Origin of the sequence: Lysinibacillus sp. UBA6686, assembly GCF_002455205.1 — a bacterium.
Taxonomy (GTDB): Bacteria; Bacillota; Bacilli; order Bacillales_A; family Planococcaceae; genus Lysinibacillus; species Lysinibacillus pakistanensis.
In genome coordinates, this window is sequence record NZ_DKJS01000059.1 from 50,064 (window position 1) to 66,989 (window position 16,926).

The window sequence follows — 16,926 nt, forward strand, 5'->3', positions numbered from 1 at the left end:
TCACACCAATCCCAGGCCTCTACTACAGTCTATCCATTTCTTTCTTAATTCTATCCGTCACATTCTTAATTCTATCCTTCACTTAACTGTTTCTATCAGTTGCTTTTGCAAATCTATCCTTCTCACCCACAAACAGCCCAGCTATCCTATTACAGATAGCTGGGCTGTTTGATTTATTTACACTACATATTTTTCTGCGTCAATCAACTTAACAGAGGCTTCACGTTTCTTCGCGATTAAGTTGTAAGGATTATTGCGTGTTAGCTTACGTAGTGCAGATAACGTCATGCGCGCTGCATCTCCGTCAGCTGAAGCAAGAATTGTATCTTTTGCCTCTTTTTCAATTTCTGCAAATGCTTCTTGACAGAAGATTTGTGTGTACAATAATTTTTGATGAGCTTTTTCAGCACCATCACGAGCAATCGCTTTTTCTGTACGTAAGACAGCTGATTCCATAGCGAATAATTGGTTTGCGATATTCGCAATATTTACCAATACCTCTTGCTCCTGATCAAGCTTCGGACCAAAGCGTTGTGCTGCTAATCCCGCTGCTAAAACTGCAATTTTCTTTGCATTTTTCACAAGGTATTTTTCTTGTGCTAGTGGCTCTGTGCCTATATCTTCAGGCATCAGCATAAGCAGCTCCTGCTGTAAATTTTGGGCTACTTGTAATAGTGGTAGCTCACCCTTTAATGCCTTCTTCATAAATGTACCTGGTACAATCATACGGTTAATTTCATTTGTTCCTTCAAAGATTCGGTTAATACGAGAATCGCGATAAATTCGCTCTACCTCATATTCAGCCATAAAGCCGTAGCCACCATGTAATTGCACCGCTTCATCTGCGATATAATCTAATGTTTCTGAACCAAACACTTTGGCAATCGAGCATTCAATCGCATACTCAGCAATAGCACCGGCAATTACCGTTCCTTGCTTTTGCTCCTCAGGGTTTAACTGACTTAAGCGATCCTCAAATAAGCCTACAGTACGGTAGTTTAATGACTCAGACGCATATAATTGAGAAGCCATTGTTGATAATTTTTCTTTTGTTAAATTGAAATCAGACAGCTTTGTTTTAAATTGCTGACGTTGGTTTGTATATTGAATCGCTAGCTCTAATGCACGCTTAGATCCACCAATTGTACCAACGCCTAGCTTATAACGACCAATATTTAAAATATTAAAGGCAATTACATGCCCACGGCCAATTTCACCTAATAAATTTTCTACAGGCACTTCTGCATCTTCTAACACTAATGTACGAGTGGATGAAGATTTAATCCCCATTTTCTTCTCTTCAGGTCCCACTGACACGCCATTGAATGCACGTTCTACGATAAATGCAGAGAATTTATCGCCATCGATTTTAGCGTACACGACAAATACATCTGCAAAGCCTGCGTTTGTAATCCATTGCTTTTCACCATTTAGAATATAATGTGTACCTGCATCATTTAATTTTGCAGTTGTTTTTGCCCCTAATGCGTCTGAACCAGAACCTGGCTCTGTTAATGCATAGGCAGCAATTAATTCACCTGATGCTAGCTTTGGTAAGTATTTTTGCTTCTGCTCTTCATTACCAAACAGTACAATTGGTAATGAACCAATACCCACATGTGCACCATGCGTAATTGAGAAACCACCCGCTACTGACATTTTTTCTGCGATTAAGGCAGAGGATACTTTGTCTAATCCTAAGCCCTCATATTCCTCAGGTACATCAGCACCTAGTAAACCTAGCTCACCAGCACTCTTTAGAAGACGAACTGAATGCTCAAATTCATGATGCTCTAAGTTTTCAACAACTGGTAGCACTTCATTTGTTACATATTCTTCTGTCGTTTTTGCAATCATTTTATGCTCATCTGAGAAATCTTCAGGTGTAAACACACGATCTAATTCCACATCTTCAACAAGAAATCCGCCGCCTTTAATAAAATCCGTTGTTTTTTCTGTCATGATTAATTCCTCCCACATATATCTATTTTGATTATTTAATCCCCTAATCAGCTACACCCCAGCATAATTGCGTTCAGACTTTCCAAGCTTGCTCGAAAAGCTCCTTTTCAAAATCTGTGACATCCGCTGGGCCTTTTCTCGATTAGCAGTCATAAATTGACGAAAATATATAGAAAAGCTTGAAATATACAATGTTCGGAGGCAACCGTAAACAGTACACCTCAAGCTTATCTAGCGAAAAATTATAGAATTTCAAATACGCCTGCAGCCCCCATGCCGCCGCCAATACACATTGTCACAACTCCATATTTCTTACCTTGACGCTTCAATTCATGAATAAGCTTTAATGTTAAAATAGCTCCTGTTGCGCCAAGTGGGTGACCTAATGCAATGGCACCACCATTCACATTTACTTTTTCTTGGTCGATGCCTAAATGACGTACAACCTGTAAAGATTGCGAGGCAAATGCTTCATTTATTTCCCATAAATCGATATCATCTATTGATAATCCTGCAATTTCTAACGCTTTGGGCACTGCCACGATTGGCCCAATACCCATTACTTCAGGAGGTACACCCCCAACTGCAAAGCCTAGGAATTTTGCCATTGGCGTCAGACCCTGCTTGTCAGCCTCCTCCCGATCCATCACTAGGACAGCAGCTGCTCCATCAGATGTTTGAGAGGCATTACCAGCTGTCACACTACCTTTTACATGGAAGGCTGGACGTAGCTTTGCTAAACCTTCAACAGATGTACCTGGACGTACACCCTCATCCATACTAAATGTGAATTTCTTCACTTGTGGTTTATTGTTAGCATCCACGAAATGCTGCTCCACCTCTACTGGAACAATCTCATCATTGAACTTTCCTTCTTTAATCGCCTTTTCTGCAAGCGCATGTGAACGAACAGCAAAGGCATCTTGATCCTCTCGACTAACATTGTATTGACGTGCTACTTCCTCAGCCGTATGACCCATACCCATATAATATTGAGGAGCTGTTTCAGCTAAAGTCGGATTTAAGCGTGGCGTATTCCCCACCATTGGCACCATACTCATTGACTCAACGCCACCAGCAAGTATCGCCTTTGAATGACCTAGCATAATTCGTTCTGCTGCATAGGCAATTGCTTGTAAGCCTGATGAACAGAATCTATTAATAGTTAGTGCTGGTGTTGTATCTGGTAATCCTGCAAGTGCGCCAATACTGCGTGCTACATTCATCCCCTGCTCAGCTTCTGGCATAGCACAACCTAAAATCAAATCATCAATTGGCCCTTCATAGCCAGCTCTTTTTAATGTTTCTTTGACAACTATGGCACCAAAGTCATCTGGTCTCACTGTTGCTAAAGAACCTTTTTTTGCTTTTCCAATTGGAGTTCGTGCTCCTGCTACAATAACGGCTTCACGCATCGTATAATCCCCCTTTGTTTCATGTGCAAGATTTGACTAATTCTTTTATTAGTTACGTAGTGGTTTCCCTTTTAACAGCATGTGCTGCATTCTTTGCTGAGAAAGAGGATCTGCAACCAAGCTTAGGAATGCCTCACGCTCTAGGTTTAATAGATATTGTTCATCGACTAAAGTACCATATGGAACTTTCCCACCAGCAATGACATACGCTAATTTTTTAGCGATTTTTAAATCGTGTTCACTAATATAGCCGGATTCAAACAATCCTTGCGCACCAATTAATAGCGTACCGTAACCTGACGCACCGACTACGGGAACTTTCGCAGGTACAGGTGGTTGATAGCCTGCCTCATATAGCGCTAGTGCAGCTTGTTTTGCATCATATAGTTGGTGATCTGGATTAACAGAAATCCCATCAGCAAAGTCTAAGAAGTTATTCTCACGTGCTTCTTCACCAGATGTTGAAACTTTTGCCATCGCAATCGTTTCAAATACTTTATTAGCAATATGTTGATAGTCTATCTCAACACCATTTGGTAAACCTTTAAGGAATTTTTGATAGAGTGCTTTATTGCCGCCTCCTCCAGGAATTAAGCCAACGCCCACTTCTACTAATCCCATATAGGTTTCCATTGTTGCCTGAATATGTGCAGCTGGTAAGCATACCTCTGCTCCACCACCAAGTGTCATGGCAAACGGTGCTGCGACAACAGGCTTACGAGAGTATTTAATTTTTTGCATCGCATCTTGGAAAGCTTTAATCACGAAATCTAGCTCAAAAATATTATCATCCTGTGCCTCTACTAAAATCATGCCTAGATTTGCACCAACACAGAAGTTTTTCCCTTGATTACCGATGACTAAGCCCTTATAGTTGGCCTCCACTTCATCCACCGCAAAATTAATCATTTGGATAATATCTAAACCAATAGCATTCGATTGGGAATGGAACTCAAGTAAGGCAATGCCATCACCTAAGTCTATTAAGCTAGCACCTGTGTTTGATTTAATAACACCATGCTTTTTCTTATAGCTTTTTACGTTTATTTCCTTTTCATTCACTGGTACCTTTACATAATCGGAACCATTGTAGTACGCTAAGTCACCATCAATTTCTGTATAGAAAGTGTCAAAGCCATTTGCTAACATTTCTTTCACAAAAGCAGGTACTTCACGACCCTCAGCCTCCATTTTTGCTACGGAATCTTTCACGCCAAGCGCATCCCATATTTCAAATGGACCTTGTTGCCAGCCGAAGCCCCATTTCATGGCATTATCAATTGCTACGATATCATCAGCGATTTCGCCATGTAGCTGTGCAGAGTATATGAGTGTTGGAGCGAAGATACCCCATAGTAATTCTCCTGTACGATCTTTAGCATATGTTAAAGCTTTTACCTTATTAGCTAGACCACGCGTTTGTTTTGCCATTTCAATAGAAGGTGTTTTTAATTTTTTAACTGGGCTATATTCTAATGTGTTTGGATCAATTTCAAGTATTTCTTTCCCTTGTTTTAAGAAGAAACCTTGACCAGATTTTGCACCTAGCCAGCCATTTTCCACCATTTTCTGTAGGAATTCTGGTACTGCAAATACTTGCTGTTCTTCACCAGTAGTTTGATCATAAACATTTTTCGCTACATGGATAAATGTGTCTAAGCCAACAACATCTAAAGTACGGAAGGTTGCCGATTTGGGACGACCGATTAATGGACCCGTTACAGAATCCACCTCACCCACTGAATAATTCCCCTTCACCATTTCTTGTAAAGTGATAAGTAAGCCGTACGTTCCAATACGATTGGCAATAAAGTTTGGTGTATCCTTGGCAAGCACCACACCTTTTCCAAGCACATCCTCGCCAAATGTTTTCATAAAGCTTACAACCTCTGGTGCTGTTGTATTAGCTGGAATGACTTCAAGTAATTTTAAATAGCGTGGCGGGTTGAAGAAGTGAGTACCCAAGAAATGCTTTTGAAAATCTTCTGAGCGCCCTTCAGCCATTGCATTAATGCTAATACCAGAAGTGTTTGAACTAACAATTGTTCCTGATGTTCTGACAGCGTCGATTTTTTCATAAAGACTTTGCTTAATTGCTAAATTTTCAACGACAACTTCAATAATCCAATCCACATCTTTTAACTTCCCTAAATCATCCTCAAAGTTACCGACCGTTAGTAGTGATAAATTTTTCTTAGAAGTAAGTGGTGCTGGTTTTTGCTTTACTAACTTTTGAAGCGCCCCATTAACAATACGATTTCTTACAGCAGGATGTTCTAGAGAAAGGCCCTTTGCCTCTTCTTCTGCTGTTAGTTCCTTCGGTGCAATGTCTAATAATAGTGTTGGAATACCGATGTTTGCTAAATGTGCAGCAATACCAGAGCCCATAACACCTGAACCTAGAACAGCTGCTTTTTTAATATTGTAAGTCACAAGCAATTCCCCCTTATTCTCCCATTGAATGAATAGCCATTCATTTTTTGGCCAAAAAAATATCAAGTTTGCCTTCGTGTATTTTTGTCCAGATTTTATGTATGACTAGCTTAATCCAGCCTAACATCTGTGACATACAACTAAGGCCTATCTTCATTCAGCGATTATCAATACTAAATGAAGATAAAACTACTTTTTCTGTTTTTAGTGTAGATTATTTTGTCTAAATTAGCAATCTTTTTTCTTCATTTATTTTTGCAATATACAACTTTTTTTGTTTTTTACGAGCAAAAACAGGACAGTAAGTAGCTATCAATTATCCCAAACAGAAAACTTTCAGGATACGTGAAAAATGTGTAGAATGGAAAGCAAGGAGAGTGAAATACTAATGAAAACAATTACTACTGCTGAACAATTTAATGAACTGATCTCTGGTGACCAAAAGGTACTTGTGAAGTTCTATGCTGGCTGGTGCCCTGATTGTACACGTATGAATATGTTCATCGATCCAATTATTGAAGAATACAGCCAATATGATTGGTACGAGCTGAACCGTGATGAGCTACCAGAAATTGCTGACAAATATGATGTTATGGGTATTCCAAGCTTACTAATTTTCCAAAATGGTGAAAAATTAGCACACTTACATAGTGCTAATGCAAAAACACCTCAGCAAGTAACGGATTTCTTATCTACACAGCAATAATTAGCTGGCTAAAAAATTGTATAATTGACATAAAATAGCTACTGATCTGTGGCGAAAGCGAAGCGTCAGCCACAAGTTACAGATTTCTTATCTTCACAGCAATAATTAGCTAGACTAAAAATTGTATAATTGTCTGGAAAGCAAAAGCCGCAAGGAACAGACACAAAATATTACAAGAGCTACATTTCTTTTGAAATGTGGCTCTTGTCACAAAGGAGAAAATGATGCGCCAACAACTATCCATACATGGAAAATCACAATACGATGCAAGCATTTTGCCAAACTATCGAAATTCTGCGTGTGGACCTACAACTGTACATGTAATTTTAAACTATTTAGACGAGTCAGCTCCTTCGATAAATGCGCTTTATAAACTCCTTGGTGGTACGAAGATTGGGTTATTTAAATGGCGCCTCATTCGTAATCTTCGTCGTCTCCATCCAACATGGGATATCCGTAATTGTTCATTAAAGGAGGCACTACAGGAAATTGATGCAGGCCGTCCTGTAGCCATACGCTTTGATCGTTATTTCAGCCTGAATTGGCGAGATAAAAAATCCGCCTTTGCCTATCACTGGGTACCTCTTATTGGCTATGAAATACGAGATGATGAGCTGTTGTTAATTTTCCACGATAATGGTGGGCCTAATCGCGAAAGTAAAATCCGAACAGCTTTATTTAAGGATAATGAGAAAGTATTGAGCTTTATAAAAATCACGCCTATTTTTTGAGCTAGCTTGCCTGCTTTGTTTAGATATGCTCTTAATTCCTCCCCTCAAGATAATTTTTTACAACTTGGGCAAAAATATCAGTTGTTCTATACGTCTCTTCCAGCGTATTTTCTATACTTCCAATATTTAATAAAATAGAATTATCATGAAGCTCTTGATTATAAGTATTTTCAGGAGTTACTTCCTTTTCTTCTACCCCCCTCGAAAGTCCTGGATATAGTTCCTCCAGTTGCTTATGAAGCTGTGTTGCAAATTTTTTGTTCACTTCATAGTTTTCGCTTGTTTTTGATACGGTAAATTGAATTCTTGCATAATTTTCCCCTTTAATTTCAATCGTTGAATCCTGTCTTTTCAGAGAATCTCGATGTATATCAAAAATCATACGTATACTATTATGTTCAGCTAATGCTTGTTGTAAATTTTCCCTTGATACTTTATACGAATCTGAAAATGGTAAGCCTTTTCGTTTTAAGATTCCAGCTATATCTGTTTCGTCATGAATTGCTTTAATTTGCAATTTTTCCAATACTTTACTTAACTCTTTTCCAACCAATGTTACATTTTTAGTATGACTAAACATCTGATTAGGTTTTTCTGTTTGAAGTTCTGGAATAAATGATTCTGTATTATGTGAATGATAAATATATACGACAGGCTCTTTTTCGTCTATTGCATTAGACGATGCTGCTCCATAACCATTTATTGAAACCTTGCTATCTTCGCTATATAAAATTAACCACGAAAAAATAAATGAACAAACTAAAAAAACACTTGTCATAACAGAGAATCTTGTTATTATTCTTTTTTTATTCATACTTCGCGCTTGTTGTCTAAGTGTGTTTTCAGTCAAAGCAACAAATTTTTTGCTTGGATGCTGAGGGTACATATCTTTTAACAGATCAAATATCTCTTTATCATTTTGCATTTGTCAAAACCCCCTCTATATCAATATTCAGTTTTCTTTTCAACTCTTTTAAAGCTCTGTGATAATCAACTTTCACTTTAGCTTCACTACATTGTAGAATATCGGAGGTTTCTTTAATAGAGCATTCAGAAATGCCTCGAAGAATCATTACCGCCCTGTAATTAGGTTTTAATTTTGCAATGGCCTCATGTATACATCGCTTTAATTCCGTTACCTCAAATACCTCATCTGGCTTCTTTTCATTCGAGGACAATTGATTAAAAAAAACATCTTTAAATAAAGAGACAAACCGTTTTTTTCGATAATGATCAACTGCAACATGTTTTGCGATTGAAAAAATCCATGTTTTTAAATTATACTTGCCATTAAAATTTGTTAAGCTTTTTAACACCCGAATAAATACTTCCTGCGTTAAATCCTCCGCATCATTTTGATTTCCCGAAAAGCAAACAAGAAATCTGTACACGTCTAAATAATACAAATTGTAAATTTCAACGATTCTTGATTCCAAGTTATTCGAATCAACCAACCTTTCCCCTCCTTTACTTATTCATCTATAATTCGTTTGAGATTCGTAAAAGGTTACAAAAATTTTCATTAAAAAAAGCAGAGCATAATTCTATACTCTGCGTTTGATAACCATGGTGTTTTTTAAATTAGTGTATACAATGAACGTGCCTGCTTGGCTATTAGTGTAAAACCACGTTCCTCAATTTCTTTAAACAATTGCGGCTCATAGCTTGGTACTATGAGATGAGAGAATTCTGCATCAATTGGTATATTTGTTTGAATTGTTGCAAGCTCGTGTGATAGCTTTAGCATGTCTACATTTTCTTGAATTTTCGTCCGTTGACCTGGCTTTAATTCATCTAATGATGTCAGTAAATTTTCAATGGAGCCATATGTTTGAATAAGTGTAAGTGCCTGCTTTGGTCCAATGCCTTTAACGCCTGGGTACCCATCACTCGTATCCCCCATAAATGCCTTAACCTGTGCAAATTGAATTGGCTCAATGCCATACTCCTCTTTAAAGCGTGCATCTGTATATATGTCATACTCGGTATAGCCTTTTTTCGTAAAAGCAATTTCTGTTGATGGTCTTAAAAGCTGCAGTAAATCCTTATCCCCACTAATTACGGTAATGTCAGCCTCATCCTGCCATTTCGTAATCATTGAGCCAATTAAATCGTCAGCCTCCATCCCTTTAACACCAAAATTTTTCCAGCCGATTTGTTGGGATAAATTTTTCGCCATATCAAATTGTGGTAGCATTTCATCTGGTGGTGCTGGTCGATTAGCCTTATAGCCATCAAATAATTCATTGCGAAATGTATGTGCGCCCATATCCCAACAAACAGCAAGATGCGTTGGTCGCATAATAGATTGTGCGGTTAGTACATGACGCACAAATCCTTGGGCACCATTAGTCGGCGTACCATCTGCAAGACGAATATAATGCCCCATTGCAGCCGAGGCAAAGAATGAACGGAATAAAAGAGCCATGCCATCAACTATCAGTAATTTCGGTTTCGTTGTCATTATAAATAGTCCCCTCTATAACAATACAATGATTGTATTTATCCATCACTTAATTATTAACATTGTTCTATTATAGCAAACTATTATCAATTATGCTCCAGCATAAATATTGTGTCTGGATTAGCAGTGACATCCTCTGAGAGATTAATGCTAGGCTTGATTAAAATTTTATTGTAAATAATTCATCATATCACTACCTAATCAAGGCTTTCGTTTTTGTAGTTAGACGATTACGATGATCCAATTTAATACCTGTTAGCCATTGTAGAAATGCGGTTACGCCCATCTTTACTGTTTCTGAACGTAGGTCGCCTTCCTTTGGATCTGCGTAAATAAAGTCAATATGACGAACACCTTCATTTTCACCAATGAGCTTTAAAATATCAAATAATTCATAGGCTGTTAATCCTCCTGGCGTTGCTGCTGGGACATCTGGTGCGAACGTAATATCTAACGCATCTAAATCGACGGATACATAAATACGATCTACCTGATACATCAGCTGACGTAGCATTTCACGAATTGTTAGCTGAATGCCATCACGACGCATTTGCTTTAACGTAATCATATGAATTCCTTGGTCTTTTGCATAGTGAATCATTTCAGGCGAATTAAAAAAGCCATGTAATCCGACATTATAGATATGTCTCCCCTCTACAGTGCCTGCAGCTATCAGCTTCTGGATTGGGGAATCCATCGCTAAGCCCATTTCCTCTTGATTACGAGCATCCAAATGTGTATCAATTTGAATAATGCCAATTCGTTCCTGTGGGAATGCATTCTTAATTCCTCTGAGCGAGCAACCTGTAACAGTATGATCCCCACCTAGAAGACAGGTAAAGCTTTTTGGATAGGCTGTACTTAAATTTTCTGCTGCTGCCTCGATAGCCGATTCAGAAAGCATTCTATCTGTTGGTTGAATGGCTACATCTCCGACATCTACAACTGCCAATGAACGTAAATCGACTTGCTCATCTAAATTATAGGATTGAAAGCTTGGCCATACCTTTCTAAATGCTGTTGGGTATTGGGCCTTTTTCGAGGGATCACTTGCATACGATAATAAAGCTCCATATATGATAATATCTACGTCATTCGGATGCGGATTCTCCTTTTGCTTAATCCATTGATGCATAGCTGAGCCTTTTTCCTGCTTCCATTGACATTCTGGTTGAATAAACATATTAACCGACCACCTTTACACCTTTTTTCCAAACTTTTTTCACATGATTGACTCCAAAAATATAATGTAATTTTTGGTGATTATGTACATCCCATAGTACTAAATCTGCTTGTTTTCCCACTTCAATAGAACCCACTCGGTCTTCAATTTGAAGAGCACAAGCAGCATGATATGTCGCAGCACACAGAGTTTCCGCAGGTGTCATTTTCATCATAATGCATGCTAGGTTCATCACAAGCGGCATTGAAATAGTAGGAGATGACCCAGGATTGCAATCCGTAGAAATAGCTACAGGCACACCTGCGTCAATTAAATCTCTTGCGCGGGCTGGCTTTTCGCCAAGATATAATGCTGTTGTTGGTAATAAACATGCTATGACACCTGAATTTGCAAGCGCTTGAATCCCCTCATCCGATACTTTCAATAAATGCTCAGCTGAGATTGCTCCTACCTTTGCCGCTACAAATGCCCCCTGGTTTTCTGCAATTTCATCAGCATGGATTTTCGGAATAAGTCCCTTGTTCTTACCTGCTACTAAAATACGCTCTGATTGCTCAGGGGTAAACACATCAACCTCACAAAAGACATCGATAAATTTAGCTAAATCTTCCTCCACCACTGCAGGAATCATCTGGTCTATGACAAGTTTGATATAGTGCTCTGGATTACCCCGGTACTCCTCTGGTACAGCGTGGGCACCCATAAAGGTTTGCACAATATCTATTGGATGTTTTTCATGCAACTTTCGCATCACGCGCAATTGCTTTAGCTCATTGTCCAAATCCAATCCATAGCCACTTTTACTTTCAAGCGTCGTCACACCATGCTGTAAAAATAAATCTAATCGTCTCGTTGTTTGATTGAAAATATGCTCTTCGGACAGTGCTCGTATTTTTCTAGTTGTCGCATGTATTCCGCCACCAGCATTCATAATGTCCATATAACTGGCACCTTCTAAACGCATTTCAAATTCATGCTCTCGACTGCCACCAAAAACAACATGCGTATGTGGATCAATCAAACCAGGCGTTACAATTTTTCCTGTAGCATCTACAATGTCCGCTTCCTCTGCTCGTGATAAATACTTCAAAATCATTTCACGTGTTGTCCCTATATCATGAATAACGCCATCTTCAATCCAGACACTTCCGCCTTCAATAATACCTAACTCTTTCATTTCCTCACGTATACGCGGCCCTTTTTTTTCACTAGCAAGTGTCACTAATTGCGAAATATTTTGAATCCAAATTGGCCTCTGCTGTCTTTCTGTCATTCTTTTATCCCCCTATTAATACTTCGAGCTTTTTCAATATTTTTTAGTATCATAAGTAATTACATTTTCGGCATACTCCTGTATTTTCCCTTTATTTTTTAAAAATTGTCACTCCGCGGCTAGAACTTCTATTATTAAAATAAAACAAAAAAACGCAAACTAGAGCATTTTCTAGTTTGCTATTTTTTCTGTTTAGATAATTGATGACAAAGCTCTGCTACCTCGTACATGGCATAACTTTGAAAATTATATTTTTGAGATAGCTCTTGATAATACTGTAAGATTTCTTCAAGGATGGCTAAGTTTTTCCCTAATTTCTTGCTAAAATTATGCGGATGCCACCATAAGTGATAAAATGTCTTTGTTATCGCAGCTTCATGCATGGCCTCTTTAATACGTTTCATTTTTAAGCCCTCTAAAAAACGTAAAGGGCCACAATATGGTCTTAAGAATGCACTTGAGTGAACATTAATTAATGTATCCTTTTGCATTTCCTCCATTGTTACCAAATGATTTCCTGTTATATTCATATAACTATCCAACCATTTTTTGACCCTTATTGTGTGGCCTGTATTCTGAGTGCTATACACTGGATGATTTTCATTCCCTCGATAGCATATTAATCCCACTTCACGACATGCTGCAAAATAGGCTTTATTTATCTGATTCCGTGGAAAGACAATCGACTTCATAGGTCCAGTCAACTCCTCGCAAATCATTGCAGTAGCATGTAAATCGGAGCGAAAATCGGCTTCCGTTTGACCCTTTTCTAAACAATAAAAATGAGAAAATGTATGGCTTCCAATCTCCTGATGAGGTGTACTTTTAATTCTCTCGATTAAGGATTTACCAAAATGTAAAAGATCCTGTTCTTCATTTTCTCCAACCTTGGCAAGCTGCATATGAGCCGCATAGCGCATATTGTTATATTTCACAGGGATCCCTCTTAAATAATGAGCCATTTCCTCTTTTGACTCTGCAAATAATAACCCAACAGTTGCCCAAGTTGCATGAATGCCATATTGTTCAAATAACGCTAAAATCTTAGGTAATGCCTGACGTACACCATTCATATTTTTGCTGTAGCGCCCATATCTAAATGTATCATGGACACTCCAATTTAACTTCAAATCCAATGATATCACGAGACCCCCGTGATTTAGTTCGTTTGCTACTTCCTCCATTTTTGCACGCCCAGTAAAAGTGCACTAATTTTGGAATGAGCAATGTAGCCCGAATAAACATTGACTACTTGTCCACCAAAGCTTAACTTAAATTCACGAATATTTTGATCATCCATGAGTCTCCCCATATCGTATAAAACAAATCCTTGCTCCTTTAAATGCAATAAGTTATGCCATAGTAGAAAGTGATTAGCATAACGGATAGGTCGTTTTAAATAATCAAGTGTCGTTTGCGAATGACAAGTGGCAACATAATAGGACATTGCTTTTTTAGCATGTACAATATCAAGCCTATAGCATAGAGTTTGTCCACAAATGCTTCGAATCTCAGACAACCATAAAGCTCCCTGATTATTTAACAGCATAATGGCTTCCATTTGAGATTTACTAATGGATTCAAGTTTTTTTCTTTTGGCAAAATTATTATAAAACTGCTGAAAGGCTCGTAAATTTTCTTCAGATGGCTCCTTATAAATAAAAACTTGATAGGCTTCTTTTTGAGCACGACGAAGTATTTTGCGGTTACTTTCTGATAATGCAAGATACAATGACAGCGCACTTTCTGTAAGATGGATATGAACTGTCTCACTTTTCACAAGCTTTCGACTCGGAACAAGTGAATGTGTATAGCCAATTACCTTCATTGATTTTCGAACATTCGCTGGCTTTTCTACAAAGTAAAAATGCTGCATTGCGATATTCCATCGCTTACTTTTAATGGACAGAATGAACATCGCCCCCACTCTCTGTGTTTTTTTCTACATGCGTTCGTTGAAAACGAGCACATTTGAAATGTTTCATTCGAGAAATAGGTTTATAGCCTAGCTTCATCAAGCGTTTCTGCTTACGCCATTGCCAAAAGTTTGCTGTTACCCAGAGTGTTTGTGTAGGTTTGATTTTTTGAAAAAAAGCTGTAATTATATCGATATTTTTATAAACATCATAGCTTAAAAAATAAGTCTGCTCTGGCAAAGTCTCAATTATTTGCAATGTATCTACATACAACTTGGACGTATGTAAGGCAAACGCAGGCTGAATCGTTTTTGCAAAGGAATCTTTATATACGGTATATCCCTTATAAAGTAGAGTAATGATTTCCTCCTGATTAAGCTGCATCGCCTCTTGTGTGGACATTTTCTCAAACAAATTTCCTACAGGTCGTTGTGGCGGTACACTTTCTGATGGGGATAATTCATATATATTCACTTGCTTAAAACGTATAAACTTTTCTACGAATAGTTGTCCATATTCTAGCCAATCTTTGACTTTTCCATACTTTACTAAGTATCGTAATTGCTCTAACGTGTCACGGCTCCATTTAACAAGGCGCTGATTCTTTGTTACATATTCCTTTAGTTGTGCTTTCAATGTATACATAAATGCCAAAATCTTTGCCCGCCTCGTCCCACTGCTGACAAGCATTTGTCTTGTAAAGTCAATGTTAGAGCGCCAGTCAAGTTTATATGGTTCATAGCCTGTACCCATGTCAAACAAGTGGTAGTTTTCAGAGAAGGCTCGTTTAATATTCTCCTGATTCACTAGTCGACTGGCTCCAAATATTTTAAACATTGGTTCATAGGCAAGGGCATACGTCACATATCGCCCACGACAGCAAACTCCATAGGTAAAGGCAATCCATTGATTTTCAAAGACTAATGCGTCTATTTTTACTTGCAGGGATTCACCTTTAAGAAGCATTAGACGCTCTAGAAAATCTCGCTTTTTTCCTTTTCGATAAGCACTTGTATCTAACCGTTTAGTCCATCGTCTATCCAATATTTTAAACATTTCCGAAAGCTCGTCCTGAGAGGGGGTTATCTTTATTAAAGATCCTACATTTCGTAGCATTCTTTCTCGATAATTCATATCGTGTTTTTTACTACATTGATGAAAATGGATATGGAAGTCTATATCGTGAAAGTCAATATACGGGGTTACTACTCGAAAAATACTTGGAGGTAGTTGCCTTTCTACAAAATATTGCTCTAATATTTTCGTAGAAACCTTGCTTTCGAGTAAACCATGAAATGAAAATAGTAGATGCTTATGCTTTTTTATAAGCTGATCAAAAACAAAGGTCGTCGCAGACAGCATGGACTCTTTTTGTGCTACAAGCCCAGAGTAATTGGCGCTATTTTCGCCTGCAAATGCATAAATTCGTATTCCCCAACGAAGTCGAATCGTAAATGGAAAAAAGGCAATAATTTGACCATCATTTTCAACTGCATAAAGCTCCACACGCTCTTTTCGCCCCATAGTTTGCCACCAGTTATAAAACCAGGCAAACTCAATAAATGGATTATCATTGCCTTCATTCGCTAAGATGTCATCCCACAAATTTTTGTACCACATAAGCTCATCATCAGTTCTAATGCGAATTAATTGCACATCAATCACCTTTCTTAACAAACTTAGAGACAGCCTATTCAACTGCATTTTTAGCACTTAACTCTATATATTCATAGCGATGATTTCTAGAACTTTTTTTGTCAGGTAATATAAAAAAGAAGGCTATCAAGAAAATTAACATCTTCTCGAGAGCCCCACCCTTTTATCGTAGATCATCATTATTTTTGTCTTGAACTGCTAAGCCTGCAAAATCTGTACATAGCATTCAATTTGAACATTACCCTTCAATGCCTTGCTGATCATACACGTCTGTTCCGCCTTTTCGGCTAAGCGATAAATTCTTTTTAACTCACGTTCAGAGCAGTTCTGTACCCTCATACTTGGCCTATGGACAATTTTTTCATAGGTAAAAACACCATTGGTAACATCGACAAACCCCTCAGCCTGCATAGATAGATCTAACACCTCTATCTTTGAATTTTCTAGTAAGGCAGCTAATGTAATTAAATAACACGTAGCTGCGGCACCCAATAGCATTTCATCAGGATTTGTGCCAACACCTGGCCCATTCATTTCCCGAGGAATAGAAATACTCGTGTGTAGGTTAGCTGCAGCAATTTCCCCTAGCCCATTTCTTCCCTCTGACCATTTTAACTCCATATGAAATACATGTTGAATCCTAAAAACCTCCTTTGAATGATGCGTGTGTTCATATACTATCTTTGCAGTTTAGCTTAACAGATTTTCTCACAGAGTGGTTACCTAGTTTTAACGCCACGAGAGAGGTTCTTGGCCAATCGAGCGCTTTTTTCTCACTGCCGAGCGGGGTCTCGGGCAACCGAGCGAGTCTTCCTTTCAGCCAGCAGGGTTCTCCGCCAACCGAGCGGGTCTTCCTTTTCAGTCGAGCAATTTTCTCTACCAATAGAGCGGGTCTTCCTCTCAACCGAGTGGGTTCTCCGCCAACCGAGCGCCTCTACCTTTCAACCGAGGAATTTTCTCTGCCAGCCGAGCGGGATTCTCGGGCAACCGTGCGATTCTTACTCTCAGCCGAGCAGGGTTCTCTGCCAGCCGAGCGATTCTTCCTTTCAACCGAGCGGGGTTCTCCGCCAACCGAGCGGGATTCTCGGGCAACCGAGCGATTCTTCCTCTTAGCCGAGCGGGATTCTTGGGCAACCGAGCGAGTCTTTCTCTCAGCCGAGCGGGGTTCTCGGGCAACCGAGCGAGTC

Annotated in this window: 14 protein-coding genes; 2 read left to right on the top strand and 12 right to left on the bottom strand. The window is 38.7% G+C overall.

The genetic code is table 11. The features are described 5' to 3' along the window. Positions 1 to 177: 177 nt before the first annotated feature. The 3 genes from B2R82_RS15495 to B2R82_RS15505 all read right to left on the bottom strand — a co-directional run bounded on the left by B2R82_RS15495 (position 178) and on the right by B2R82_RS15505 (position 5,810). Positions 178 to 1,962: an acyl-CoA dehydrogenase family protein gene (locus B2R82_RS15495; protein ID WP_286925772.1), complete on the bottom strand. Its 1,785-nt coding sequence runs from the start codon at positions 1,960 to 1,962 to the stop codon at positions 178 to 180. 242 nt (positions 1,963 to 2,204) lie between these two features. Then, positions 2,205 to 3,377 carry an acetyl-CoA C-acetyltransferase gene (locus B2R82_RS15500; protein WP_286925773.1) on the bottom strand — a complete coding sequence of 391 codons (1,173 nt, stop codon included), beginning with the start codon at positions 3,375 to 3,377 and terminating at the stop codon, positions 2,205 to 2,207. Positions 3,378 to 3,425: 48 nt separating this feature from the next. Next, positions 3,426 to 5,810, bottom strand: coding sequence for a 3-hydroxyacyl-CoA dehydrogenase/enoyl-CoA hydratase family protein (locus B2R82_RS15505; RefSeq protein WP_286925774.1), 2,385 nt, complete (start codon positions 5,808 to 5,810; stop codon positions 3,426 to 3,428). A gap of 388 nt (positions 5,811 to 6,198) precedes the next feature. On the opposite strand from B2R82_RS15505, the gene B2R82_RS15510 reads away from it, so the two are divergent. Both B2R82_RS15510 and B2R82_RS15515 read left to right on the top strand, forming a co-directional pair. Continuing rightward, complete coding sequence (locus B2R82_RS15510; RefSeq protein WP_283869390.1) at positions 6,199 to 6,516, top strand: thioredoxin family protein; 318 nt, start codon at positions 6,199 to 6,201, stop codon at positions 6,514 to 6,516. Between the two features lie 224 nt (positions 6,517 to 6,740). Beyond that, on the top strand, positions 6,741 to 7,247 hold the full coding sequence (locus tag B2R82_RS15515) for a C39 family peptidase (RefSeq protein WP_286925775.1): 507 nt from the start codon (positions 6,741 to 6,743) through the stop codon (positions 7,245 to 7,247). Between the two features lie 31 nt (positions 7,248 to 7,278). Here B2R82_RS15515 and spoIIP read toward each other — a convergent pair whose 3' ends face one another. From spoIIP to B2R82_RS15560, 9 genes are all read right to left on the bottom strand, one after another. Beyond that, positions 7,279 to 8,172 (bottom strand): stage II sporulation protein P, encoded by an 894-nt coding sequence (gene spoIIP / locus B2R82_RS15520; RefSeq protein WP_286925776.1) that lies wholly within the window; start codon positions 8,170 to 8,172, stop codon positions 7,279 to 7,281. Beyond that, the gene (locus B2R82_RS15525; protein ID WP_286925777.1) at positions 8,162 to 8,701 is read right to left on the bottom strand and encodes an RNA polymerase sigma factor; all 540 of its coding nucleotides are present in this window, start codon (positions 8,699 to 8,701) and stop codon (positions 8,162 to 8,164) included. Before B2R82_RS15525 ends, spoIIP begins: the two co-directional genes overlap by 11 nt. A gap of 122 nt (positions 8,702 to 8,823) precedes the next feature. Then, positions 8,824 to 9,711, bottom strand: coding sequence for a 5'-3' exonuclease (locus tag B2R82_RS15530; protein WP_286925778.1), 888 nt, complete (start codon positions 9,709 to 9,711; stop codon positions 8,824 to 8,826). Between the two features lie 193 nt (positions 9,712 to 9,904). After that, positions 9,905 to 10,894, bottom strand: coding sequence for an agmatinase family protein (locus B2R82_RS15535; RefSeq protein ID WP_286925779.1), 990 nt, complete (start codon positions 10,892 to 10,894; stop codon positions 9,905 to 9,907). A 1-nt stretch (position 10,895) separates the two neighbouring features. Beyond that, a complete protein-coding gene (hutI, locus tag B2R82_RS15540) occupies positions 10,896 to 12,167 on the bottom strand; it encodes an imidazolonepropionase (protein ID WP_286925780.1) in 1,272 nt (423 codons plus the stop codon). Between the two features lie 179 nt (positions 12,168 to 12,346). Then, positions 12,347 to 13,297, bottom strand: a complete 951-nt coding sequence (locus tag B2R82_RS15545; RefSeq protein ID WP_286925781.1) for a polysaccharide deacetylase family protein — start codon at positions 13,295 to 13,297, stop codon at positions 12,347 to 12,349. A gap of 41 nt (positions 13,298 to 13,338) precedes the next feature. Next, positions 13,339 to 14,085, bottom strand: a complete 747-nt coding sequence (locus B2R82_RS15550; protein ID WP_283869396.1) for a hypothetical protein — start codon at positions 14,083 to 14,085, stop codon at positions 13,339 to 13,341. Next, positions 14,066 to 15,739 (bottom strand): GNAT family N-acetyltransferase, encoded by a 1,674-nt coding sequence (locus B2R82_RS15555; RefSeq protein ID WP_286925783.1) that lies wholly within the window; start codon positions 15,737 to 15,739, stop codon positions 14,066 to 14,068. The genes B2R82_RS15550 and B2R82_RS15555 overlap by 20 nt, the downstream gene beginning before the upstream one ends. A 198-nt stretch (positions 15,740 to 15,937) precedes the next feature. Beyond that, on the bottom strand, positions 15,938 to 16,360 hold the full coding sequence (locus B2R82_RS15560; protein ID WP_286925785.1) for an SACOL1771 family peroxiredoxin: 423 nt from the start codon (positions 16,358 to 16,360) through the stop codon (positions 15,938 to 15,940). Between the last annotated feature and the right edge of the window lie 566 nt (positions 16,361 to 16,926).